Below are 23,343 nucleotides of genomic sequence, written 5' to 3'. Positions count from 1 at the left end.
CGCTCCCACCGGGTTAGTATTTTCCAATCATGAGCCCGAACTTGCGAGTTCACCCTCCCCGAACCGCCCGCTCACGCAGATACTCCAACACCGCCGCCTGCTCCCCCGAGAACTCGATCCGCCGCCCCTTCTTTTCCCGCTGGAACGCGTACATCGGGTCGTAATACTCACGCAACAAGCCTTCGATCCAACCGCGATGCAAGTCGACGGCGCCGCTGCTGGCCTGCTCGGCCAGGGCGGTTTCCAGGATGTTCATCAAGCGCCGGTGACGGTCGCCGCCCAGGCGTTTGTGGATATTGTCCAGACTTGCCAGCAACCGCTCGGAAAACAGCGAAAAACCTTCGTCGCCATGCACGGCGACAAACTCCGCACACAGATCGACCACGTAATCGCGCAGGATCCGCTCCACCCGGTGCTCGAGGCTGTCTTCCAGCCAGACCATCGGAACCTGCTGCATACGCTGGTACAAGGACAGCGGCAAGGCGCAACTGCCGACTGCACGGCTCTCATCTTCAAGGATAAATTGTTCGATGCCGGCGGCGCGCTTTTTCAGCACATCCACCGCCAGGCGGTTTTCAAAATCGATGTTGGAAGGCTGGCCGGTGGCGCGTTTGCCGAAGCTCGAACCACGGTGGTTGGCATGCCCTTCCAGATCCAGGCTGTTGCCCAACTGACCCAGCACTTCAGTCTTGCCGGTGCCGGTCATGCCGCCCAGTAGCACCAGGTCGCACTGGCTCACCACCTGCTCGACAGTCTCCAGCAGGAACGTACGCATGGCCTTGTAGCCACCACCGACCCTGGGGTAGTCAATGCCCGCTTCGTCCTTGAGCCACTGCTGGACGATCTGCGAACGCAAGCCTCCGCGAAAGCAATACAGCACACCGTCGGGATGGGCCTTGGCGAACTCGGCCCAGGCCTGGATGCGCTGGGCCTTGGTTTCACCGGATACCAGTTGGTGCCCCAGGACAATGGCGGCCTGCTGTCCCTGTTGTTTGTAGCAGGTACCGACGCGTTGCCGTTCGCTGTCGGTCATCAACGGCAAATTGACCACACCGGGGAAGGCGCCCTTGATGAATTCGACCGGGGCACGGGTGTCCATCATCGGTCGGTCATTGAGGAAGATGTCGCGGTAATCGGTGATGTCATGGCCCATCAAGACACCTCGACCGCGTAGGTCTGTCGCTCGACCAGTTCGCCGATGGGCTCCAGGGCCAGGCCGAGCTCAGCGGCAACCGCAAGAAACTCCGCCTCGCCTTGCGCCGTGACAGCGATCAGCAGGCCGCCGCTGGTCTGCGGATCGCACAGCACGCGCTTGTGCAGTTCCTGGACCCGACCGACCTTGCTGGCATAGCTGTCGTAGTTGCGCAACGTACCGCCCGGCACACACCCCAGGTCGAGGTAGTACTCGACACCCGGCAGACGCGGCACTGCGTCATAGCGGATGCGCGCGGTCAGTTGGCTGCCGTCAGCCATTTCCACCAAGTGCCCAAGCAGGCCGAAACCGGTGACGTCGGTCATCGCCGTCACACCGTCGAGCTTGCCGAAGCGGCTGCCGGGTTTGTTGAGGGTGCACATCCAGTCACGGGCCAGGCCAACATCGGCGGCGCGCAGCTTGCCCTTCTTTTCCGCCGTGGTCAGGATGCCGATGCCCAGGGGCTTGGTCAGGTACAGGCGGCAACCGGCGATAGCCGTGTCGTTGCGTTTCATGTGGCGCTTTTGCACCAGCCCTGTGACCGCCAGGCCGAAAATCGGCTCAGGCGCGTCGATCGAATGTCCGCCAGCCAGGGGGATACCCGCCTCGTCGCACACTGAACGACCACCGCGAATCACTTCCCGGGCAATTTCCGGGGCCAATACATTGACTGGCCAACCGAGGATCGCGATAGCCATCAGCGGGTCACCGCCCATGGCGTAGATGTCGCTGATGGCATTGGTGGCGGCGATGCGACCGAAATCGAACGGGTCATCGACAATCGGCATGAAGAAATCGGTGGTCGAGACCACGCCGCGTTCCTCGTCGATGGCGTATACCGCAGCATCGTCCCGGGAGGCGTTGCCGACCCACAGCTTGGGATCAAGGTTCTGCGCACCGCTGCCGGCCAGGATCACTTCCAGCACCTGGGGCGAAATCTTGCAGCCGCAACCGGCGCCGTGGCTGTACTGGGTCAGGCGAATCGGCTCGCTCATGGGCATACCTCGTGTCAGTCAATTGGAACGAGTCTACCAGCAACGCCGACGGTCCTGTGTCGCTGCACGACAGTGCCCCCTTACGCCCTGCCACCTTTTGGTGCCCCTTCAAGGAACCGGGTAACAGGTCGTGCACGACGCCTGACCATAAGGACAGGAAAAATGTCCTAAATACATGTTTTTCAAGCCAGTACGAAAAACTGGTACAGGATGTGCAAACGTTTGCGAAATCACTCGCAACGCCGAAGCGAGTCGCGTTTTTTCAATCACGGAACCCGGGTTTCGACCCGCACGAACAAGGACTTTCCATGGACTTCAATCCTCGGTGTCACGCCGCGCCCGGCGTATTCGCAGCCGCTGTGCTACTGACCGCCGTTACCGGATTACTCAGCACCACCAGCCAGGCCCAGACGAGCGAAGCATCCGCCCAAGGTGAGGCGCTCAGCCCTGAAGCCACTTCCTCGAAAAAAGGTGTCTACCTGTCCGACTGGTACAACCAGGACCTGACGATCATCGGCAGCAAGGACATCAGCTTCGGCCCGCAACCCGTCGACGACGTCTATCTGGAATACGAATATTTCGGACGCAAGGGGCCGTTCGAGCTGTATGGCTATATCGACATCCCAAAGATCTTCGATATCGGCAACAGCCACGACAAAGGTGTGTGGGATCACGGCTCGCCGGTGTTCATGGAGCATGAACCGCGTATTTCCATCGACTACATGACTGGCCGCAGCCTGGCCATCGGGCCATTCAAGGAGTGGTATGTGGCGTTCGACTGGATCTACGATCACGGCAGCAATAGCGCCAATCGCGCGAACACCTTGTACAGCGGCCTGGGCACCGACATCGATACCCATTCGCGGGTCAACCTGTCGGCCAACTTCTACGGGCGTTATCAATGGGAAAACTACGGCGCCAGCAATGAATATTCCTGGGATGGCTATCGCGCCCAACTCAAATATATCGTGCCGATCAGCCAGTTCAGCAACGGCGCCTCGCTGACGTACATCGGTTTTACCAACTTCGATTTCGGTTCAGACCTGCACAAGGACAACCCGGCCCGCACCGCCAACGCCACAGTCGCCACTAACGTCTTGCTGTATTCGTTCACGCACCTGCGCTTCACCCTGGTGGGCCGTTACTTTCACAACGGCGGCAACTGGCAGGACGGCAGTGAGCTTAACTTTGGCGACGGTAACTTCCGCGCCCGCTCCGATGGGTGGGGATACTACGCGGGTGTCGGCTATCAATTCTGAGCCCCTGCTCGCCCTTTTCTAATCCATGGAGGTAACGATTCATGACCAATCGCCTGCTTGCTTCAATCGGTTTGGCCCTGTTCTGCTCGGCCGCCGGGGCCACACCGCCGCTTCAACCCAAAGTCATGCTGATCACGATGTTCGCTCCCGAGGCGCAGAACTGGATCGAACGCCTGCAACTCAAGAATGAGATCCGCGTACCAGGGCTGTCCGCCGAGTATCCAACGATCCGCTGCAATGCCGAGCGGGTTTGCCTGCTGATCACCGGCATGGGCCAGACCAACGCCGCAGCCTCGACACTGGCCCTGGCGCTCTCGCCAGCCGTCGACCTGCGCAAAAGCTATTTCCTGGTGGCCGGGATCGCCGGGATCAACCCGCACCACGGCACCCTCGGGACGACTGCCTGGGCCCATTACCTGGTGGAGTTCGGCACCCAATGGGAGCTTGATTCGCGCGATGTACCCAAGGATTGGCCCACCGGCTACCTGGGCATCAACACCAAGGGGCCGAATGAAAAGCCGCCGCTGGACTACAAGACCGAAGTCTTCGAACTCAACCCGGCCCTGCAAGCCAAGGCATTTGCCCTCAGCCAGAAAGTGGCCCTGACTGAAAGCAAGGAGTCAGCCGCCTGGCGTTTGAAATATCCGTATGCACCGGCCAACCAGCCACCGGTGGTGACCCGCTGCGACACCCTGGCCGGCAACACCTGGTTCTCCGGTACGCGCCTGAGCGAACGCGCCGAGGTCTGGACCCGCCTGCTCACGGATAACAAAGGCGTCTACTGCACCACCCAACAGGAGGACAACTCCACCTACGAGGCCTTGCTGCGAGCCAGCCGAGAAGGTCGGGTCGATATCAACCGGCTGGCCGTACTGCGGGCCGGGTCCGACTTCGATCGTCCCGAACCCGGCGGCAACGAAGTGGACAACCTGCTCAAATACGCTGATCAGGGCGCGTTCGTTCCTGCACTGGAAAACCTCTTCCGCACCGGCAACCCGGTGGTGCAGGACATCGTGAAAAACTGGTCGGCGTGGGAAAACGGTGTGCCTGCTTTGTGATCTGTCGAAGCTCACACCACAGGAAATGTGCAGGGGTGGTGAGCTAGTTTCCATAGCTCACCCGATGGAATTTTCCATTCCAGGCAGGATCACTTGAACATCCACCGAGCGTCCCCAGGAGACCGCCGATGCACATGCCCCTTGCTGCCGACAGCACTCACTTCTATTACGGCCTGGACGCGCTACTTGGGCACCAGACCCAAAATGCCACTTGCCAGTTCGACGTCAAACGCTTCGACGACGCCGAACCGCCATGGTTCGTACTGCACGTACGCCCACCAATGCCGGACGACCTGGATAAAGCCCAGATCGTAGTATTCAGCGCCGAAGGCCGGCAAACCAGTGGCATCGTCCGAAGCACCGAGCGCCTGGACGATGGCAGCCTGCGACTGAACGTCGAAAGCAGCTGAGGCCTTCAGGCCTGCTGCACACTGCTGCGATACATGAACACCAGCGCCAAGGCCAGGCAGGCCATGGCCAGGACCCGGCTACCGGACAACCCGATGGCCGGGTTGCCCAGCCAGCCAAAATTGTCGATCAACATACCCATGCCCAATTGCCCGACGATCACCGCCACCGTCGCCACGCCCGTCCCGACCCGCGGCACCGCACCGACCATCACCATCATGTAGACGACGCCGAACAACGCACCGCTGAGCTGCCATTTCGGCACATCCAGCAAGGTGACCGCGTGGGCCGGTTCGAAAAATACGATCAGCAACCCGGTGACCACAGCGCCCACAGCAAAGGTCAGCAGGCTGCTGCGCAGCACACCGACCGTCTGGCCCAGGCGGCCGTTGATAGCCGCCTGGACACTCAGCACCGCACCCGCAGCGACCACCACCAGCAATAAAATGAACAGACTCATATTCAACCTCGGGCAATCAGGATAAGGGCTACGACTATCAGTGCCAACGCCAGCCAACGTTCGCCGTTGACCCGTTTGCGGCTCGCACCGAACCAGCCGAAATGGTCGATCAAGACACTTTTTCCCACCTGGCCGGAAAGGATCGCGACCATGGTCATGGCGATACCGATGTGGGGCGTGGCGAGCGTCAGCACCACCACGTAGATGGGCCCCAGGAAACCGCCGATCAGTTGCCAGCGTGGCAGTTCATTCAGGGCCGGGCCTTGTTGCCGACCGCTGAGCAGTAATAGCAGGAAGAGAATCGCCGAGCCGACGCCAAAGATGCTCAGGGTGGCCCACAAATGCCCGACCTGGCTCCCAAGCGGCCCCAGCAGGCCGGCCTCTACCGACAAGCCCATACCGGCCAGGATCACCACGGGCAACAATAGCCAGCGCAAGAACGACCGTGGTTGGGCAGCCGTCACCGGACCGGCTTCGTTCAATGAGGAAACCTGCATGCTCAGAACCTGTTTGGAAAAGGAAGGCCGGCATTATCGGCTGGTGTCCCTGTGCGATAAATGGGAGTATCCCGACAACACTTTTGCGTAATACGCACAGGACCGCCACCCCATGCACGGCCTCAATGAACTCGGCTTCAAGGCGCTTCGCTTGTTTGTCGCGGTGCTCGATCACGGCAGTTTCTCGGAGGTGGCCCGGCGCGAAGGCTTGGCTCCGTCATCGATTTCCCGGCAGATCCAACTGATGGAGCAGGCCCTGAACCAGCAATTGCTTTACAGGCACACCCGCGCCGTGTCCCCCACCGAAGCCGGCCGCCTACTGGGGCATCATGCCCGGCTGCTACTGGTGCAATTGGAGGAAGCCGAACAAGCCTTGCAGGAACAGCACAGCGAGCCCTCCGGACTGGTGCGGATCAACGCCCCGGTGGTATTCGGCCAGCGCCACCTGACCCCGTGGCTGGGCCAGTTGTGCGAACGCTACCCAAAGCTGCAATTGGAGATCCAGCAGACCGACAGTTACGTCGACCCACTGCAGGAAGGCGCCGACCTGCTGTTTCGGATCGGCCCGCTGCATGACTCAGGCATGCAGGCGCGGGTCGTCGCCCCCCATCGTTTTCAGATCGCGGCCAGCCCCGCCTACCTGGCTCGCCACGGCGTGCCGCTCAAACCCCAGGATCTGGCGGCCCATCAATGCCTGGCCTACAAAGGCGTGACCGGCCAGCAGCGCTGGTTCTTCCGCCGCCCGGGCCAGGCCTGGACGCCCTACAGCGTCAAGGGCCCGATCACCAGCAACCATGCCGACACCTTGACCCAGGCCGCCGAACAAGGCCTGGGGTTGGTGATGTTTCCATCCTGGCTGATCGGCGAAGCGTTGCGCAATGGCAGGCTGGTCCCGGTACTGGAGGATTACCAGGCCTCCAACAGCCTCGAACCCCAGCAGATCGCCATTCTCTGGCCGGGCAGCCGACGCCTGTCGGTGAAGGTGCGCACGGTCATCGATTTTTTCCTGGAGTGTTTTGGCGAAGTGCCCTATTGGGATCGCTGAGCGCACTGTTAGGCTCAGTCGAACTTGACCAGGTTCAGCACCGGCAGAGGGCCGCCCGGGAACTGGGTCAAGCGTGCGCCTACACTCAGGGGCCCCAGGTCCACGGCGAAGAATCCCAAGCGCTCGATCAACTGCGCGACCTCATCGCGTGCCTGCACGTCGTCACCGCTCAGGAACAGCACCCGCTTGCCGCCTTCGGACGTCGGATCTGCCTCCAGCAGGCGCGCCAGCAAGTGATTGAAGGCCTTGACCACCCGTGCGCCCGGCACCCACTCACTGAACACCTCGGTGGAAGCCCGGCCCTGCAGATCAACCGCCTCGAACTCCGGGACTTTGATTGCATTGTTGGCATCGATCACGATGCGCCCGGCAAAGTCCGGCAAACCACTCAACGCCTCCGGCAGCCTCGACCAATTAACGGCCACCAACACCATCGGCTGGGCCGCGGCTTGCTGCACGGTGCCGGCACGCACGGTGGGCCCCAGATCGGCGACCAGCCCGGCCAGGCTGTCCGGGCCACGGCTGTTGGCAATCACCACGTTGATGTTCTGGCGGGCCAGGGCGCGGGCGAAAGCACTGCCAATGGCGCCGGCGCCGATGATGCCAATGGTTTCGATACTCATGTCGTCTGTCCTCAAAGGTTGGGATAAGCCTGGCGGTGATGTCCGCCGTTGGGGTGCATATTGCTCTTGTCATTCCCGCCTGATTAGCCGGTAATAGCTTGAATAATTTTCAAGCATTGCTATCAGGCAGAACGCCATGGAAACCCTCGCCAACCTTGAATGCTTCGCCCGCAGTGCCGAGACGGGGAGTTTTTCCGCTGCCGCCAGATTGCTGGGCCTGACGCCTGCCGCCGTCAGCCGCAACGTAGCGATGCTCGAGCGCAACCTGGGCGTGCGCCTGTTCCAGCGCTCGACCCGAAAATTGTCCCTGACCGAAAACGGCGAACACTTCCTGGCCAGTATCGGCGCTCACCTCGAAGCCTTGCAGACGGCCATCGGCGCCGTGACCACGGAACGGGGTGAACCGGCCGGGGTATTGCGAGTGAGCCTGTCACCGAGTTTCGGCATCGGGCATGTGTTGCCGCTGATGCCGCAATTCCTGGCTCGCTATCCGCTGATCCGGCCACAATGGCATTTCGAAAACCGCCGGGTAGACCTGATCGCCGAAGGCTTCGACGCGGCGATTGGCGGCGGCTTCGAACTGACGCCCGGCGTCGTCTCGCGCACCTTGGCACCGGCCCATCTGATCGCGGTGGCAAGTCCTGCCTACCTGGTTACACACCCCCGGCCCGCGCATCCAGAAGACCTGGCCCACTTCGATAACATCGTGCTGCGCTCGAGCCTGACCGGTCGCGTGCGCCAGGCCGTGATGCGCAACGCTGCCGGGCTTGAATCGGCGCTGCGGCTGCCCGAATCCATCGTCCTCAACGACCCCGTCGCCATGCGCGAAGCCACCCTGCTGGGCCTGGGTATCTCACTGTTGACGGTGCCGGACGTGCTGCCCTGGCTGGAACGGGGCGAATTGGTGCGGTTACTGCCGGACTGGTACATGGACCTTGGCGCAATCTCCTTGTATTACCCCAGCCGCACATTGATGCCCGCCAAGACCCGGGGCTTTATTGACTTCATCACTGAACATTTCGAACGCGAAGGGCTGGCCAAGCGTTTCTGCGCGCTGGAATCCAGTGCAGCGCCCATGGGATGATCGGCCTCCGAGCACGACCATCCGTGGAGCGTTTCAATGTCATTGCTGAGTAAACAAGCCACCGCCCTGTTGCTGGCGGCCATCGCCAACCTGGTCGTGGTACCTGCCCATGCCGCCCCGGCCAAAACCGCTGGCGATGCACCGGCACAGAAGGTTTCGATGCTGGGTGGCAAGCTTAACTTCACCCTGCCCAAGGGTTTCACGGCGACGCCGCTGCCCGCCGGTGAACTGACCCAGGGCACGGCCGGGGCAACGGGCACGATGTACAGCAATGCCGCCAGCAGAACCGTTGTGATCACCGCTGAAAACACCATCGTCAACGGCGCGAATGTGAAGGACAACGACAATGCCTTTCTCGATACCACCTTCGCCGACTTCGCCGTTCAGAAAACCAAGGCCCTGCCGGACGCCAAGATCCTCGGCGAAAAAAGCCTGACCCAGAAAGGCACCGGCCTGGGTCTGCGCCAGCTCGATACCAGCGCCACCCAGGGCGGCGGGCCAACCCTGGACACCACGTTGATAGGCGCCTCCGGCACGCGCATGGCGGTGGTGCAGATCATCTCCCGGGCCAGCGACAAGACCGGTCATGAAGCGTTGGTGAAACAGATCGCCAGTGGTCAGTGACGGGCACCGCATAGCCCTCAATCGCGAGCAAGCTCGCTCCCACAGGGATTTACAGCGGGTCAGGGGTTGAGTCGCTCCAGCCAGGCTCGCAGGTCCTGCACCTCCTGCGCACTGATGCTGTGGCCCAGGCCCAGGTAGGCATGGAATTCCGGTTCCAGCGCCAGGGTCTTCAGGAATGTGTTGGCCTCGGTGCCATCGTGGTAGGGAATGATCGGGTCTGCCGTACCGTGGCCGATGAATATCGCCAGTGCCCGTCGCGACTCGTCGGGCGTCAGTTCCGCCCGCAGCACCGACAGGACACGCCCACCCATCGCGGCAATGCCGTCGACAGCTTCGGGGTGTCGCAGGGCCACCTCGTAGCTCATCATCGCCCCCTGGCTGAACCCCACCAGGTAGACCTTGCTCGCGTCGGTCGAATATTTGGCCCGGGCCTTGTCGATGAAATCCAGCAGCACCTGGCCGCTGGCCTTCAGGTCCGAGGCGTCACCGTCATAGGCGCCCTCGCCCTTTTTGGCGAACCACTGGTAACGGTCCTGCTCCATGCTCTTCGGCGCCCGCACCGAGAGGTAGTTGTAATCCCGGGGCAGTTCGTCCTTGAGTTCGAACAGGTCCTGTTCGTTGCTGCCGGAGCCGTGCAGGAAGATCACCAGCGGGCGGTTACCGGCTTGCCCATCGACTTGGGCCAGGTAGTTGAGCGGCAAGTCCGTGTGCAGCGAGGGTTGGGCCTGCAACCCGGACGAGACCAGCAACAGAAACAGGGTGAGCGCTTTAAACATCAATCTTCCTCCATCGTTCGATAGCCGCACAGCAGACACGGTGCCGGCGGTAGACAGCGGTTATCAGTGGTTGCTCAATTCGATCCGACACTGCGCTATGATCAGCGGCGACCATCGACAAGCGAGTCAGAAAAAGTGCGTCCATTACCACGGATTGGTGTTGGCCTCAGGGCCCCTCATTATCAAGCGTTCCTGGAGGGCCATCCCGCCGTCGACTGGCTTGAGGTTCATACGGAGAACTACTTGGGGCCTGGCGGCAAGGACCTGCATGTTCTGCGATGCCTGGCGCAAAGATATCCCATCAGCCTACATGGCGTCGGACTGGGCATCGGCTCGGTCCATGGTTTTTCCAGCGCCCATGTCGAACGCATACGACGCCTGGCTGCGGACGTAAATCCGTTCCTGGTATCCGAGCATTTGAGTTGGGGGGCGATTGAAGGACGATGCCTCAACGACCTGCTGCCGCTACCCCTGGTTGAAGCTTCGCTGGACCTGGTCTGTGACCGGGTCGATCAGGTCCAGGATACGTTGGGCCAACAGTTGTTGCTCGAAAACATCTCCACCAGCTTGCGCTACCACGGCGATACCCTGGGCGAAACCCAGTTCCTCGCCGAAGTGGTGGCACGCACCGGAAGTGCAGTGCTACTCGACCTCAATAACCTCCACGTCAATCAGTACAACCATGGTGAATGCGCACTCGCCGCCCTGGAGGCTCTGGATAAATCGGCTGTTCGCGAATTTCATCTGGCGGGCCATAGCCAGGAAGAGGACCTGTTGATCGACGATCATGGCAGCGCGGTGGCGGAACCGGTCTGGGCACTGTATCGCAATGCCTTGCGCCGGTTTGGCCCGGTACCGGTACTGGTTGAATGGGACACACGCCTGCCGCCGCTGGGCGAGTTGCTCGATCAGGTCGAGATCGCTCGGACGATTGCCCGGGAGGTGTTGCATGACACGTGAAGAGTTGGCCGCGCTGCAGATCAGCTTTACCCAGGCGCTGGATAGTTCATCATCGCCCTCTGTCCTGCCACAAGGATGGTTGGAGACGGCAAGCGCTGGGGACCGGCGACGCTTCGCACGCTATCGCAGCGGGCTGTGGCGGCATCAGGAGCAGTCGTTGGCCTTGACCTATCCCGTCATCAAGGCGCTGGTGGGCGATCATTTTTTTCGCTCGCTCGCCTATGACTATGGGCGGCGCTATCCGTCGCGACATCCAGACCTGGGCATGTTCGGCGAGCGCCTGCCGACTTTCCTCGATCAATATCCTTCCGCAGCGCCCTACCCATATTTTGCGGCGGTGGCCTCATTGGAATGGGCCCTCCACCTTGCCTCTCATGCCCGAAAAGCCACGGCACTCGATCCTCGGGCACTGGCCACAATGAGCAGCGCCGAGCTGGATATCCAACGATTCACCTTGTCGCCGGGCTGTGGACTGCTGCCCTGCGAATGGCCGGTGGTCAAGATATGGGCCGCCCATCGCCAGCAGAACCAGCCTCTACCGTCGGTGAACCGCCACGCCTGCACCGCTCTCGTCTATCGAAACGGCTGGAGCGTCGAAGCACGCGAGGTCGAGCCCTGGGAAGCCGCGGCGCTGGAGCGCTTGGCGCAGGGCACGACCCTGGGCGAAGCGTTGATCGCCGCCCAGGAGCGTTACAGCGCGCTGGGGCAGCCCCAACTGGTCGATAGCGCTACCCTGGTCACCCGCTGGTTGAATGATGGCCTGCTGACTGCCGTTCCCTGAGCCCTGCCAAAACACCTGTATCGGGCAATTCTGTCTCCGTGGTCGCGTACTGCTGGGGCCGAACCCCCATTGTAGACAGCCGGCGACATCCTGTTACATCTTGAATCATTTTATAAGCTTATATCGATTAGAAATATTCTGGTCGTGGGCTACAAATAGAAAGCACCTTGCAAACTCCCCAGCAATAGATTCGATTTCGCGGTGAAGATACGACGGGCACATAGCACTTTCGATAGACAACGAGTGCTGTGTAACCTGACAGGAACGGATTCCGAACAAGTCGCCAGACGCGGCCTGTACCAAAAGGGAGCGGTAAATGTATCCAAACAGTTACTTTAGCGAATCAACTCCGCGCAGACGGCGTCCTCTTATCGCTGTTTGCCCCTCGACCTTCATGACTCCCTGCATACGAAGTTCCGGCACGACTTGCTGGTCAAGTTCGCTTGTCGCGGGCACCGTTAAAAACCCATTTAAAAATCAAATAATCCGCTGAACGCCTGATACATGTTTACAGACTGACTGTAATACGGTCCGTTCGTGTGTGCGAAAGACTCATAAAAATTAATGACTGTATAAAACCTTGACCGGGAACTTGCGTGATGAATCTAAAGGATATTCTGGTAGCCACCGCGTTGGCCTCCATCAGCAGTGCTTCGCTGGCCGATGTGGCAACTGATAAAACAGCAGAGACCGAGGTTTGCTACGGCGTAGCCAAGGCAGGTCATAACGATTGCTCCGACAGCAGTTGCCTGCACGACTGCTCGGAAATGAGCAAGGTCGACAACGATCCACTTGAGTGGGTCGCTGTGCCCAAAGGCACCTGCACGCAGATGGGCGGCGTCGTCAAAGCCCAGCCAGACGCCTGCCCGTTCGACGAGCCCGCTGTCGCTGCGACCGTTGACGTTGGCGCCGGGGAACGGCTCTTCAACGCCGGCGATCATGCCCGCGGCATCGTAGCCTGCTCTTCCTGCCACGGCACGGCTGGCGCCTCTGAAAACGCCGAGTACCCAAAACTGGCAGGTCAGTTTGCCAAGTATGTGGAGACACAACTGCGAGCCTTCCGTGATGCCTCGCGTCCATCTCCTGTGATGGTGACCGTGGCCAAGTCCCTCAGCGACCAGGACATCGCCAACGTGGCGCAATATCTGGTCCAGTCTTCGGGCACGGCGCAGCCTCAACCGGGGGTTGTCGCGTCCTCCACAGCACTCATTCATCAAGAAGTGAAGTCGGGCAGCGTGCCTAACTGAATTCACCGTGCTCCTATATACATTTCATTAACCGCTTCAGGCGCCGATAGAGCAGCGTAGAACAATACGCGCTCAACAATAGCGCTTGGCCTGGTTATGCTCGGGACAAAAAACTGCAATTAAAAAATTTGCAGTACGTACACTTTCGCCTTTGAAAAGTACTGAATAAATAAATAAACCAGCACCTTGATTTAAGATAAATATTAAGTATTGTCAGTCTATGGACGCAGCCATCTGAAAGGGACGACACCAAATGTCAAGTAACATTGTGGATTATGACTTTGCTGACATTCCATTAAAGTCATTGATTGCCCATTCTTCTCAGGGCCAACGTCTGAAACCATTACTGTCGCTGCGATATGCCTTTCGAAGTGATGAATTCTGGCGCGACCTGGCTCATTGGAAAGACATTGATGCCCAGTTGTTTCTGAATCATCTGTGGCAAGAAAAAAATGCCATTACCAGCGTTGGTGCACTGGGTGCATTGATCAAGAACAGAATCAGTGCCGCGTTCCTGAAAGACCTTGAAGAAGGTCATCAGATGGCTCCGATGTCTATCCGGCTGACGCCCTATATCCTCTCGCTGATTGACTGGGACAACCCTTACCTGGACCCGTTGCGGCGCCAGTTCCTGCCCCTGGCCTCGGAGATATCCATCGATCATCCCATGGTGAAGCTCGACCCCATGGGCGAGCAGGATGATTCACCGGCCCCGGGGCTGACCCACCGCTACCCGGACCGCGTGTTGTTCCTGGCGACCAATGTCTGTCCGGTCTACTGCCGGTATTGCACCCGCAGCTATGCGGTGGGGCTGGACACCGATGCGGTGACCAAGAAGAAGATCAACGCCCCCGGCGAGCGCTGGGAGCCTGCCCTGCGCTACATAGAAGCCAATTGCAGTGTCGAGGACGTAGTGATCTCGGGCGGCGATGCCTATCGACTCAAGGCCCGGCAGATCACCGAGATCGGTGAACGACTGCTGGACGTTCCCCATGTACGACGCATGCGTTTCGCCACCAAGGGGTTGGCGGTACTGCCGATGAAGATCCAGAGCGATCACGACTGGACCGATGCCATTTCGCGCTTGTCGGACCGGGCGAGGAAGATGCACAAGTCCATTGCGATACACACTCATTTCAACCATCCGAACGAAATAACGGCGATCACCGCCAAGGCCTTGGGAATGCTCTATGAGCGTGGCGTCGAGGTCAGGAACCAGGCCGTCATCCTCAAAGGCGTCAATGACAACCCGCAGACCATGCACCGTTTGAACGAATGCCTTGCCTACCTGAACGTGCGTCCCTACTACTGTTTTCAAGGGGACATGATTCGTGGTGTCGAGGCACTCAGAACCAGCCTTTGCGATTCGATCGCCCTGGAAAAATCCACCCGTGGCCTGATTGCCGGGCATAACACGCCGCATTTCATCGTGGATCTGCCCGGCGGTGGCGGCAAGCGCGATATCCATAGCTACGACTACTACGACCAATACCTGGGTATCGCCGCCTATCGCGCGCCGGCCGTAAAGGAGGACAAGGTTTTTCTTTACTGCGACCCGCTCCATACCCTGACCGCAGACGCCCAAGCCCTCTGGATGAATCCGGCGACGCGGACACAGTTGCTCGAAGATGTACTGAAATCCGTCAAATAAGTGTTCAACCACCGTGAATGGAAGCATAGAAATGAGCGAAACCAACAAGATTGACTGGGTCCACCATACGTCCTACGTCCACGCCATTGAGCAATCCAAATCGACTGGCAAGCCGATACTGATTTATTTCCATAGCCAGTCCTGTAATGGCTGTAATCGCTTGGTGGACAGCGTTTTCAACGACCCCCAGCTTATCGGTGCGGTCAATGAGTCAACGATTCCGGTGTGGGTTGAAGTAGAGAACTCCCAACCCGATCCACGCATCTCCGAGTTGGTCGGGAGCCACATCTTCATCATGTCGCCGGTTCTCCAACTCATTTCCAGCGACGGTGACATCTACCATAAATTCCTCGGTGCTCCGCTCCATACCCGACTCGACCTGGGGTACTGCCGTGTGCATCACGACGTCGAGGGTGATATCGATGCCAGCGAAACCGTTTCCCAACTCTCGGTAGGCCTGGCCAAGCAGGCCATGGCCAGCTTCAACTATTCCATCGCCGAATCGAAATTGCGAAAGGCGCTGAACGCCAGCAGTACGGCCAGCGTGGCGGTGCGGGAAGCGGCGTATTGGCTGCCTATCGTGCAGGCCCGTGGACAATACCCTGAAGACAGCTTGTCCGAAGATGGCATCGCGCAGACAGCCATTGCCCGCGAAGTGCGCCGCTTCTGCAATACGCTGATCCAGGTGCCGGACCATGAACTGATGGCCGACTGGCCGGGCGTCCAGGGCGAAGGCGGCTGGGCCCATTACACTGACTGCCTGCGTGAGTTGTGCCTGGGCATCTACCAGATGCTGCTGGATGTCGCGACCGAAACGGCGCACAAGCGCGCGGCACAAGGCCGCGGGTTGACCCGTGCGCAAATGATCATCCGGGACTGGCAGATTTCCTTCCGAGACCTGCAAGCCAGCCTCATCGGTCTCAAGGGGTCCGAATACGATCAGCAGCACCTGCATCAGAATTACACCCTCGGCAAGCAGCGGACAATTCGCAACAACATCGTCCACTGCGTCATGGCCGAGTTCTGGGCGCACTCCCCTGCTATCCGTTCTACCCTGGAAGCCAGCCGGACGGGCATCCGCCACTCCCAGGACGTCAGCCCGGCGTTGCTCAACTGGAAGATACATGGCCCGGCCCCCTACAACTTCGGCAGCATCCAGTCGTTGCTGACCCTCTGGGAAAAACGCCACCAACAGCTGGTGGAGGAGTTCTCCGGGATCACCGACGCCGAACTCGACGCCTCGCTGAACTGGTGGGAAGACTCGCCTGTCTCGGTGAAATTCCGTCTTTGCCGACTGGGTTGGCACTTCCACGATCATGCCGCGGTCGTCGAAACCATTTGCCAGCGAATCGGCCATGAACGATCGGAAACCGAACTGCTCGCCAAGCTCCTGTTCAACGCACTGGGTCGCGCCGAGGGTGAAATGGTGGGCCTGTCGCGAGACGAGCAGCAAGCGCTTTTCGCCAGCGCCGCCAGCCAACTGAAAACCCGCAGCGATGAGCTTGCCCGCGTCTACGAGGGCTACCTCTACAAGCGGGAAAACGCCTCCTACGCCACGTCGAATACTCAGCCAGTAGCCGCGGCCGTGTAATGAAAAAATGCGGCGCGCAATGCGCGCCGCTTCAAGGATGGAATGCGTGATGAATATTCTGCAGCAGATGTTTGGCGACCAAACCGAGGTGTTCCTCGACACGTGCTGGCCCAAGCGCTCATACGTCGCCGACGGTGCAATGAGCCGCTTTACGCAATTGTCGGCCCTGGAAGAATTCCAGGACATTCGAAAGCTGTTCAATGCGCTGCCTGGGCCCGTCGACCTGCTCTTTGCAGGTGGCAAGCGTATTACCGTGGCCAGGTCCGCCGATGCCCTCGCTCCGTACAACGATGGCGCCGCGATGGTCTATATGAAGGATCTGGAAGCGCTCCCGGCGATATCCCTGGCCTGCGATGAACTGGCGAAGATACTCGACATCCCAAGGCACTATGTCAGCTGCGAGGCGTTCGCGGCCAACCATGGCGTGGAAGTGGCGACGCACTTCGATCATGAAACCAACTTCATGATCCAGATCAAGGGCGAGAAGACCTGGAGGTTCGCCGAAAACACTTCGCTACCAGATCCCATCTATCCATTTTTCCCGAATAACCCGAACCGCTTCTACCAGGAAGGTACGCATCCCTACACCGGCGCCAAATTGCCGCTGACGATGCCCGAAGGCCACGAGGAGCGGCTGGTCAAGCCCGGCACCACGACGTTCATGCCCCGAGGTTATTGGCATGCCACGGTGGCCCACGAAGAGTCCTTTTCCATCGGTTTCGTGATCAACCCGCCGACTGTTGCCGACATCATTACCTATGCACTGCTGGACCGTTTGCATGGGGACGAACGACTCAGGGCTCACCCGCTCGATACGCTGTCGGAGTCTGCACTCCAGCGCATCCTGGGCGATATACAGAGCGGCCTGGACGAAGTCGCGAAGTTGTCCAGGACATTGCCGGCAGAAGCGCTGCTCCAACGCTACAAGCAATCGAGGAAAGGGAACATTCGCACACTTACCTCCCTATGACCGCTTTCTTGATTGGAATCCGTACCATGCGCACTGCACAAGCTCTGTTTGTGGGGATCACGGCGTTGATGCTTGTCAACGTGATCGATGGGCTCAAGGAGGTGTATTTCGGGATCCTGCTGCAACGCCTCGACAGTGTCATCGCGACATTCGTGTTATTCGCCGTCGCCTGGCCTGTGTTCTTTCTCGGCTACATGGCCCGGAAACGCTCGACGCCTGCCCTGCTTTCGAATCCGGAAAAAAAGGCCTCCATCCGACGTTGCCTGCTGATGTTGAACGTCAGCTCCGCCGCACTCTGGATCTCCTTTCTGCTGGCATTGAAATGGGTGGAGCCGGCCATCGTCAGTGCGCTGGTGGGCGGGGTCGGGATAATTTCGACGCTCGTGCTGAACAAGCTGTTGCGTCCGACCGCGATCATGATCCGGGCCGACTATATAGCCGCCCTTGTCATCGCACTGGCCAGCGTCTACCTGGGGTGGGTCTCGATGGACGGACGCACCGCCGTCAGGGATGAGTTCGACAGCAACCAGGTGCTGCTGGGCTACCTGATGATGCTCGTGTGCGGTGTCGCGATGGCATTGACCAGCATTCTCTCGAAGGTCGTCGCGGATCACGGGGCGTCGAGTCACTATCTCTATGCCCATCGGTTCTATCTCTTGCTGGCGGTTACCGGCATCTACACCTCTTTGAACCTGAGCGAGATCGCCGCCGTCATCGATCATCTCGACGCCTTGGTCCTGCTGGCGTTCGTCGGCGTGATCCTGCCCTTGTTATTGCTGCAGGAAGGGATAAAGCGCTGCGAACCCGTCACCACGGAAGCCATCCTGGCGGCCGCTCCCTTGTTCACCATCATTTTTCAAACCGTTGATTCGAGACTGGCCTTTTCAGTGTTCAGTTTCGCGGGAGTGGCCCTGATCTGCCTGGCCGCAACCTACAACGGCTATTGCCACCTTAGTCGCCTTTCAGTCGAAGGAGTTAGAACATGAAATACGCGGTGATCGTCGATGCCTATTCGACCGGGGCAAGCCTTGCGGACGAACTCAAGTTGTATGGAATAACCTGCATCCATGTGCAGACATCCGCCGAAATTCTCGAATATGACGTGGACAGCTACAGGCCAGAGGATTTCCAGCAGCGGTTTGTCGCGACGCAAGATCTCAAGGCGCTGACGGACAAATTGGCTGAATTCGAACCGGCGTTCATCATTCCCGGATGCGAGTCCGGCGTTGAGCTGGCCGACCAGCTCAGCGAGTTGATGGGCACGCCTGGCAACGGCACGGCGCTGTCAGCCTGCCGCCGGGATAAATGGCACATGGCCAAGCGGCTGCATCAGATGGATATCCCGGCGGCACGGGTCGCCTTGATTCATCAGATGAGTGAGGTCGAGGCCGCGATCGAGACGATTGACGGCTGGCCGGTGGTCATTAAGCCGGTCAACAGCGCCGGGGCGGACGGTATTCATTTCTGCTACGAGATGGTGCAGGTGCGTCACGCGGTGGACAAGGAGCTGGGCCGACTCAACGAAATGGGGCTCATCAACGACACGCTGCTGGCGATGGAATACCTGGCTGGCCAGCAGTACCTGGTACAGGCTGTTTCCCGCGACGGTGAACATTTCGTCTTCGAGATCTGGCGCGACAATCGCAAGCCCGTTCCAGGCGCCGGGGTGGTCAACGATCGTGAGGTGCTGATCGACCTGCTCTCGGAAGAAGCGGCTCCCATCATCGCTTATGTTCACCAGTGCCTGGATGCATTCGGCGTCAACATCGGCCCCTCGTTCCTGGAAGTAATGGTGACGGCCAACGGACCGATGCTGATCGAGTGGGCAGCCCGGATGATGGGGACCCAGGAGCTCAGCGCGATGACTCGCGTGCGCGGCGTCAACGCCGTCAATCTCTGCGCGGCCTGCTATGCCGATCCCGAGGTGTTCTATTCGATGCTGGATAAAGTCAACCGATCGAACGCGACGTGCGAAGTCATCGGGATGATCAACAGCGTCGCCGGCCAGGTGATCCATCGCCGTTGGCTCGATGAACTGAGCGCCAGGCCAAGTTTCTTCAAGATGATCAGGGCCCCTGAAATTGGCGACAGCGTCGCGCCTACCATCGGCATCTCGACGAACTACGGCTTTATCTATCTGGTTCACGAAGACCCTGCGGTTACCTATGCCGATTACCTGTGGATCCGGGAAAAGGAAGCCGAGGCCACCGGCTTTTTCGACGTGCAACTCAGCCAGGAAGCTGTCGCGCAAGCCTGCTGACTTTGATCGGGATGGAGCGGACTCAATGAAGCTATATGTGGATCATCAATGCACGTCGCCCTTTGCCATGTGCGCGTTCGTAGCGCTCAAGGAGTGCCGGTTCGATTTTGACCTGCACTACCTCGACCTCTCCCAAGGCGATCACCAGCGGCCGCCATTTACCGGGATCTCGCTCACCCACCGCGTTCCGACGCTGGTGGACGGGACGTTTTCGCTGGCTGAATCGTCCGCCATCGCCGAATACCTGAACGACATTGCGCCGGGCGCCCGCTTGTTCCCGGTTGACGTTCAGGCCCGCGCCCAAGCCCGGCAGGTCCAGGCCTGGCTGAGGAGCGACTTCTTCAACCTGCGCGGCAACCGGCCCACGGAGACCATCTTCATCGCACCGTCGCAGGAACCGCTGGGGCCATTGGCGATGGCCGATGCCCGGCGGCTGGTCGAGACCTTGTCCCATAGCCTTCGGGACGGGAGATCGTTTCTTTTCGACGATTGGAGCATCGCCGACGTCGATGCCGCCGGCATGTTGAACAGGCTCATCTACAACGGCGACCCGGTTCCCGAGACGTTGAAGCATTATGCGCTTCGGGCGTGGGATCGCGAGAGTGTCCATCAATGGCTGGATCTCGACCGACAGGGCAATACGACTTCCTCCGGGCGCTGAGCCCGGTTGGCCCGGGGCATCAATGCCCCCTCAACGCAAGAGTTGGCAATGGAACTATTCAATACACTTGGAAGGACTGTCGTCCCCTTTATTCCGATCGTTGAAAACCATGTAGGCCTCTATGCCTGCGGCCCCACGGTCTACCACTATGCGCACATCGGGAATATGCGCACATACATCTTCGAAGATGTCCTGGCCAAGACCCTGCGTCATCAAGGGCTGGTGGTAAAGCACGTCATGAACATCACGGATGTCGGGCACCTGCAATCCGACGCCGACGCCGGCCATGACAAATTGATGGTGGGTGCCGCTCGCGAGAACAAGACCCCCTGGCAGGTCGCTCAATTCTACGAAGAAGCGTTTTTTCGTCACTGCGGCCTGTTGAATATCACTCGGCCTGACGTGGTCTGCCGGGCGACGCAGCATATTCCCGAAATCATCACGCTGATCGAACGCTTGCTGGAAAAAGGCGTGGCCTATGAAAGTGCCGGCAATGTCTATTTCAGCGTGGAAAAATTTCCTGCCTATCATGAACTTGGACAGCTGGTGCTGGACGAGCAAAGAGCCACTGAGCGTGTCAGTCACGATCCATTGAAGCGGTCGCAAGCGGACTTCGCCTTATGGTTTTCGACCTCGAAGTTTCCTGGTCAGATCATGAAGTGGGAATCTCCCTGGGGCCTGGGATTTCCCGGCTGGCATATCGAGTGCTCAGCCATGGCAAGCAAGTACCTGGGTGAAAGGATCGATATCCATTGCGGTGGTATCGATCATATCAACGTCCACCATTCCAACGAGATCGCGCAATCGGAATGCTGCTTCGGTCACCGTTGGGTCAACTACTGGTTCCACTGCGAGTTTCTCAACGTGGAGGCAGAGAAAATGTCCAAGTCCAGCGGGGAATTCCTCACTGTGGACTCGCTGGTCGACAGAGGCTACGACCCCTGCGCGTTCCGGTTGCTGGTCCTGGGCTCGCATTATCGCAGCGCCCTGGCTTTTTCATGGGAGGCCCTGGATGACGTCGCCACGGCATTGCAAAAAGCTCGGCGACGGATCAGCAGTGCCCTGGAGAACAACAGCCCTCCCGGCGAAGCTTTTTCAGCACTGCATGCCGCGTCCTATCGAAGGTTCTTCGCTGCGCTCGAAAAGGACCTGCACACGCCAAGCGCCATGGCTGAGTTCTGGTGGGTGATCAAGTCCAATGAACTGACTGAGTCGGAACGCATCGACCTGCTACGCAGTTTCAATGCGGTGCTGGACATCGGTTTATTCGACACTCAGGCCACCCACCTGACATCGGAACAAAGCGACTTGATCGCGGCGCGTAAGGTTGCCCGTAACGAAAGGAACTGGGCGGAATCCGATCGAATCAGGGATTTGCTGCTGGCCCAGGGCATCAGCCTCAGCGACCTGAAGGCCTGAACGGCCTCAGTCGCCACCACGAAGGAACGACAGTTTGAATATCGAGCGTATCAGGCAACAGTTTCCGATTTTCTCCCTGGCATCGGCGAGCAATAGCGTGTTTCTCGACAGCGCCGCCGGGACCCAGATGTGCAAGCGCGCCCTGGAGGCGAGCGTCGAGGCGGCGATTGAAAACAATGCCAACCTGGGCGGCCATTTCTCGACATCGGTCATTGCAGAAAAAGCCATCGGCCAGGCACGGTGCGCAGCAGCCGCACTGGTCAATGCCCACTGTGCCGAGGAAATCGTGTTCGGCCAGAACATGACGACGCTGACGTTTCATCTCTCCCGTTGCCTCGGCCGAAGCCTTGGCAAAGGCGACGAGATTGTCCTGACCCAGTCAGATCATGAAGCCAATATTTCGCCCTGGCTCGAATTGGCGAAAGACCTGGAACTGAAAATTCGCTGGCTGCCGTTCGATCCCCTTACCTACGGTTTCAGCACCGCCGACATGGAGTCGATCATTACGGAACGTACCAAGGTCGTCGCGTTGAGCTATGCGAACAACGTCACCGGCACGATCAATGATGTCGCCGCGGTTGCCGCACTGGCCAAGCGCAAAGGCGCAATGGTCTATGTCGATGCGGTTCAGTTCGCCCCCCATGGGGTGATCGATGTGCAGACCCTGGGGTGTGACTTCCTGGTGTGTTCCTCGCACAAACTCCACGGCCCCCATCACGCAATCCTCTGGGGTCGCCTGGCGTTGCTCGAAAGGCTCATGCCCTACAAACCTCGCCCCACTGCCGATAAGCCGCCTTATAAATTCGAAACCGGGAGCAAGAGCCGAGAGGCGATCGCCGGAATCCTGGGGGCCATCGATCATCTGGCATGGATCGGTCGCGAGTTCGGAGCGTGCGGCGAGCAGACTGGCAAGCGACAGCAGATTGTCGCGGGGATGCACGCCATCGTCGAATACGAGCAGCGGCTGGTGCAGTCAGCCCTGGAAGGATTGAGCAGCCTCAAGGGTGTTCATATCCACGGCTACCGAACGTCACATGAACGGGAGCGCCGGGTGCCGACGGTCTCCTTTACCCTGGAGTCGACACCCAGCGAAATGATTTCCCGGCACATGGCCGAACAAGGCATTCGTCTCTGGCATGGTCATCATTTCAGCCCGCAGACCGTTCGCGCCCTGGGCATTGACGAGCATGACGGCGTGGCCAGGATCAGCCTTGCGCAGTACACCTCTGAAGACGACGTTCATCGTTTCCTGTCGGCAATGGATGACCTCGTTCGAATCATGCCCTGAGCAAGCCACCGGACAGCGGATCGGCCTGCCTCAGCAATCGCAGCGAATGACCTGGTCCGCCACGCGCTCCACTGAGCCGGTCAGGCGAAAGCCTTCATCGAGCCAGCCCATGACGCCGCCGATCATTTCCTTGACCGGGTAACCCAAGGTTGCCAGACGCACCGCCGCCTTGTTCGCGCCATTGCAATGGGGGCCGGCGCAATACACCACGAACAGGGTGGTCTTGGCGTAGGCGGCCAGTGCCTGGGCGGTGATCGTGCGAGTTGGCAGGTTGATCGCCCCGGGTACATGGCCGCGCTCGTAGGCCAGTGGTCCGCGTACGTCCACCAACACAAAATCAACGTTGCCGACCTGTTGGCTGGCATGAACGTCGGAACAATCCGTTTCGAATGTCAGGCGACTACTGAAATGCTGCAGGGCGATATCGGACGGGGCAGCAGGCACTTCGCGAACCAGGCTGGTCATGGGTGTGTACTCCAGGATAGATAAGGCAT

At 59.5% G+C, this 23,343-nt stretch carries 24 protein-coding genes; 17 read left to right on the top strand and 7 right to left on the bottom strand.

The window, feature by feature from the left end:
• Positions 1–49 precede the first annotated feature (49 nt).
• Positions 50–1,153, bottom strand: coding sequence for a tRNA 2-selenouridine(34) synthase MnmH (gene mnmH / locus PBDP_RS10235; protein ID WP_212802189.1), 1,104 nt, complete (start codon positions 1,151–1,153; stop codon positions 50–52).
• The gene (gene selD, locus PBDP_RS10230; RefSeq protein ID WP_212802188.1) at positions 1,153–2,187 is read right to left on the bottom strand and encodes a selenide, water dikinase SelD; all 1,035 of its coding nucleotides are present in this window, start codon (positions 2,185–2,187) and stop codon (positions 1,153–1,155) included. Before selD ends, mnmH begins: the two co-directional genes overlap by 1 nt.
• Positions 2,188–2,495: 308 nt before the next feature.
• Between selD and PBDP_RS10225 the strand changes: the two genes are divergently transcribed.
• From PBDP_RS10225 to PBDP_RS10215, 3 genes are all read left to right on the top strand, one after another.
• Positions 2,496–3,446, top strand: coding sequence for a nucleoside-specific channel-forming protein Tsx (locus PBDP_RS10225; RefSeq protein WP_163854528.1), 951 nt, complete (start codon positions 2,496–2,498; stop codon positions 3,444–3,446).
• A 41-nt stretch (positions 3,447–3,487) separates the two neighbouring features.
• Complete coding sequence (locus PBDP_RS10220; RefSeq protein ID WP_176688220.1) at positions 3,488–4,504, top strand: purine-nucleoside phosphorylase; 1,017 nt, start codon at positions 3,488–3,490, stop codon at positions 4,502–4,504.
• 128 nt (positions 4,505–4,632) lie between these two features.
• The gene (locus tag PBDP_RS10215) at positions 4,633–4,914 is read left to right on the top strand and encodes a hypothetical protein (protein WP_212802187.1); all 282 of its coding nucleotides are present in this window, start codon (positions 4,633–4,635) and stop codon (positions 4,912–4,914) included.
• A 5-nt stretch (positions 4,915–4,919) separates the two neighbouring features.
• Here the strand turns inward: PBDP_RS10215 and PBDP_RS10210 are convergent, their stop codons facing one another.
• Both PBDP_RS10210 and PBDP_RS10205 read right to left on the bottom strand, forming a co-directional pair.
• Positions 4,920–5,372 (bottom strand): DMT family transporter, encoded by a 453-nt coding sequence (locus tag PBDP_RS10210; protein ID WP_212802186.1) that lies wholly within the window; start codon positions 5,370–5,372, stop codon positions 4,920–4,922.
• Between the two features lie 2 nt (positions 5,373–5,374).
• Positions 5,375–5,869 carry a DMT family transporter gene (locus PBDP_RS10205; protein WP_109751706.1) on the bottom strand — a complete coding sequence of 165 codons (495 nt, stop codon included), beginning with the start codon at positions 5,867–5,869 and terminating at the stop codon, positions 5,375–5,377.
• A 112-nt stretch (positions 5,870–5,981) separates the two neighbouring features.
• Between PBDP_RS10205 and PBDP_RS10200 the strand changes: the two genes are divergently transcribed.
• A complete protein-coding gene (locus PBDP_RS10200) occupies positions 5,982–6,914 on the top strand; it encodes a LysR family transcriptional regulator (protein ID WP_176688221.1) in 933 nt (310 codons plus the stop codon).
• Between the two features lie 14 nt (positions 6,915–6,928).
• On the opposite strand, the gene PBDP_RS10195 is transcribed toward PBDP_RS10200, so the two are convergent.
• Positions 6,929–7,531, bottom strand: coding sequence for an NADPH-dependent F420 reductase (locus tag PBDP_RS10195; RefSeq protein ID WP_109751843.1), 603 nt, complete (start codon positions 7,529–7,531; stop codon positions 6,929–6,931).
• 142 nt (positions 7,532–7,673) lie between these two features.
• On the opposite strand from PBDP_RS10195, the gene PBDP_RS10190 reads away from it, so the two are divergent.
• Positions 7,674–8,621 (top strand): LysR family transcriptional regulator, encoded by a 948-nt coding sequence (locus PBDP_RS10190; protein WP_109751704.1) that lies wholly within the window; start codon positions 7,674–7,676, stop codon positions 8,619–8,621.
• Between the two features lie 36 nt (positions 8,622–8,657).
• On the top strand, positions 8,658–9,245 hold the full coding sequence (locus PBDP_RS10185) for a DcrB/PsbP domain-containing protein (protein ID WP_212802185.1): 588 nt from the start codon (positions 8,658–8,660) through the stop codon (positions 9,243–9,245).
• Between the two features lie 59 nt (positions 9,246–9,304).
• Here PBDP_RS10185 and PBDP_RS10180 read toward each other — a convergent pair whose 3' ends face one another.
• Entirely contained in the window at positions 9,305–10,021 is a 717-nt protein-coding gene (locus PBDP_RS10180; protein WP_109751702.1) for an alpha/beta hydrolase, read from the bottom strand.
• 135 nt (positions 10,022–10,156) lie between these two features.
• Here PBDP_RS10180 and bufB point away from each other — a divergent pair, with 135 nt between their 5' ends.
• From bufB to PBDP_RS10125, 11 genes are all read left to right on the top strand, one after another.
• Complete coding sequence (gene bufB, locus PBDP_RS10175) at positions 10,157–10,981, top strand: MNIO family bufferin maturase (RefSeq protein WP_116831937.1); 825 nt, start codon at positions 10,157–10,159, stop codon at positions 10,979–10,981.
• Positions 10,971–11,762: an HvfC/BufC N-terminal domain-containing protein gene (locus PBDP_RS10170; protein WP_212802184.1), complete on the top strand. Its 792-nt coding sequence runs from the start codon at positions 10,971–10,973 to the stop codon at positions 11,760–11,762. Before bufB ends, PBDP_RS10170 begins: the two co-directional genes overlap by 11 nt.
• 599 nt (positions 11,763–12,361) lie before the next feature.
• Positions 12,362–13,009, top strand: a complete 648-nt coding sequence (bufA1, locus tag PBDP_RS10165) for a BufA1 family periplasmic bufferin-type metallophore (RefSeq protein WP_109751699.1) — start codon at positions 12,362–12,364, stop codon at positions 13,007–13,009.
• A gap of 253 nt (positions 13,010–13,262) precedes the next feature.
• On the top strand, positions 13,263–14,660 hold the full coding sequence (locus tag PBDP_RS10160; RefSeq protein ID WP_212802183.1) for a KamA family radical SAM protein: 1,398 nt from the start codon (positions 13,263–13,265) through the stop codon (positions 14,658–14,660).
• Positions 14,661–14,691: 31 nt separating this feature from the next.
• Positions 14,692–16,251, top strand: a complete 1,560-nt coding sequence (locus PBDP_RS10155; protein ID WP_109751697.1) for a thioredoxin domain-containing protein — start codon at positions 14,692–14,694, stop codon at positions 16,249–16,251.
• A 49-nt stretch (positions 16,252–16,300) separates the two neighbouring features.
• Entirely contained in the window at positions 16,301–17,221 is a 921-nt protein-coding gene (locus PBDP_RS10150) for a JmjC domain-containing protein (RefSeq protein WP_163854543.1), read from the top strand.
• A 26-nt stretch (positions 17,222–17,247) separates the two neighbouring features.
• The gene (locus PBDP_RS10145) at positions 17,248–18,207 is read left to right on the top strand and encodes an EamA family transporter (RefSeq protein WP_162893809.1); all 960 of its coding nucleotides are present in this window, start codon (positions 17,248–17,250) and stop codon (positions 18,205–18,207) included.
• 8 nt (positions 18,208–18,215) lie between these two features.
• Entirely contained in the window at positions 18,216–19,481 is a 1,266-nt protein-coding gene (locus tag PBDP_RS10140) for an ATP-grasp domain-containing protein (protein WP_163854548.1), read from the top strand.
• Between the two features lie 25 nt (positions 19,482–19,506).
• Positions 19,507–20,142 carry a glutathione transferase gene (gene yfcF / locus PBDP_RS10135; protein WP_116831932.1) on the top strand — a complete coding sequence of 212 codons (636 nt, stop codon included), beginning with the start codon at positions 19,507–19,509 and terminating at the stop codon, positions 20,140–20,142.
• A gap of 6 nt (positions 20,143–20,148) precedes the next feature.
• Entirely contained in the window at positions 20,149–21,561 is a 1,413-nt protein-coding gene (gene cysS / locus PBDP_RS10130) for a cysteine--tRNA ligase (RefSeq protein ID WP_249411846.1), read from the top strand.
• A 34-nt stretch (positions 21,562–21,595) separates the two neighbouring features.
• A complete protein-coding gene (locus tag PBDP_RS10125) occupies positions 21,596–22,849 on the top strand; it encodes a cysteine desulfurase-like protein (RefSeq protein ID WP_212802182.1) in 1,254 nt (417 codons plus the stop codon).
• Between the two features lie 30 nt (positions 22,850–22,879).
• Here PBDP_RS10125 and PBDP_RS10120 read toward each other — a convergent pair whose 3' ends face one another.
• Positions 22,880–23,314, bottom strand: a complete 435-nt coding sequence (locus PBDP_RS10120; protein ID WP_212802181.1) for a rhodanese-like domain-containing protein — start codon at positions 23,312–23,314, stop codon at positions 22,880–22,882.
• Positions 23,315–23,343: the final 29 nt, after the last annotated feature.

It is taken from the genome of Pseudomonas sp. St290, from assembly GCF_018325805.1.
Lineage (GTDB): Bacteria > Pseudomonadota > Gammaproteobacteria > Pseudomonadales > Pseudomonadaceae > Aquipseudomonas > Aquipseudomonas bijieensis.
The sequence above is the reverse complement of the archived record's forward strand: the minus strand, read 5'-3'. Positions and strand labels throughout refer to the sequence as shown.

Bases quoted from the DNA above. Each gene is read 5' to 3' on its own strand.
- PBDP_RS10120 (WP_212802181.1), bottom strand. From the start codon at position 23,314: ATGACCAGCCTGGTTCGCGAAGTGCCTGCTGCCCCGTCCGATATCGCC.
- PBDP_RS10200 (WP_176688221.1), top strand. From the start codon at position 5,982: ATGCACGGCCTCAATGAACTCGGCTTCAAGGCGCTTCGCTTGTTTGTC.
- PBDP_RS10185 (WP_212802185.1), top strand. From the start codon at position 8,658: ATGTCATTGCTGAGTAAACAAGCCACCGCCCTGTTGCTGGCGGCCATC.
- PBDP_RS10155 (WP_109751697.1), top strand. From the start codon at position 14,692: ATGAGCGAAACCAACAAGATTGACTGGGTCCACCATACGTCCTACGTC.
- PBDP_RS10150 (WP_163854543.1), top strand. From the start codon at position 16,301: ATGAATATTCTGCAGCAGATGTTTGGCGACCAAACCGAGGTGTTCCTC.
- PBDP_RS10190 (WP_109751704.1), top strand. From the start codon at position 7,674: ATGGAAACCCTCGCCAACCTTGAATGCTTCGCCCGCAGTGCCGAGACG.
- selD (WP_212802188.1), bottom strand. From the start codon at position 2,187: ATGAGCGAGCCGATTCGCCTGACCCAGTACAGCCACGGCGCCGGTTGC.
- PBDP_RS10210 (WP_212802186.1), bottom strand. From the start codon at position 5,372: ATGAGTCTGTTCATTTTATTGCTGGTGGTGGTCGCTGCGGGTGCGGTG.
- mnmH (WP_212802189.1), bottom strand. From the start codon at position 1,153: ATGGGCCATGACATCACCGATTACCGCGACATCTTCCTCAATGACCGA.
- PBDP_RS10180 (WP_109751702.1), bottom strand. From the start codon at position 10,021: ATGTTTAAAGCGCTCACCCTGTTTCTGTTGCTGGTCTCGTCCGGGTTG.
- yfcF (WP_116831932.1), top strand. From the start codon at position 19,507: ATGAAGCTATATGTGGATCATCAATGCACGTCGCCCTTTGCCATGTGC.
- PBDP_RS10225 (WP_163854528.1), top strand. From the start codon at position 2,496: ATGGACTTCAATCCTCGGTGTCACGCCGCGCCCGGCGTATTCGCAGCC.
- PBDP_RS10170 (WP_212802184.1), top strand. From the start codon at position 10,971: ATGACACGTGAAGAGTTGGCCGCGCTGCAGATCAGCTTTACCCAGGCG.
- PBDP_RS10205 (WP_109751706.1), bottom strand. From the start codon at position 5,869: ATGCAGGTTTCCTCATTGAACGAAGCCGGTCCGGTGACGGCTGCCCAA.
- PBDP_RS10145 (WP_162893809.1), top strand. From the start codon at position 17,248: ATGCGCACTGCACAAGCTCTGTTTGTGGGGATCACGGCGTTGATGCTT.
- PBDP_RS10160 (WP_212802183.1), top strand. From the start codon at position 13,263: ATGTCAAGTAACATTGTGGATTATGACTTTGCTGACATTCCATTAAAG.
- PBDP_RS10220 (WP_176688220.1), top strand. From the start codon at position 3,488: ATGACCAATCGCCTGCTTGCTTCAATCGGTTTGGCCCTGTTCTGCTCG.
- PBDP_RS10215 (WP_212802187.1), top strand. From the start codon at position 4,633: ATGCACATGCCCCTTGCTGCCGACAGCACTCACTTCTATTACGGCCTG.
- bufA1 (WP_109751699.1), top strand. From the start codon at position 12,362: ATGAATCTAAAGGATATTCTGGTAGCCACCGCGTTGGCCTCCATCAGC.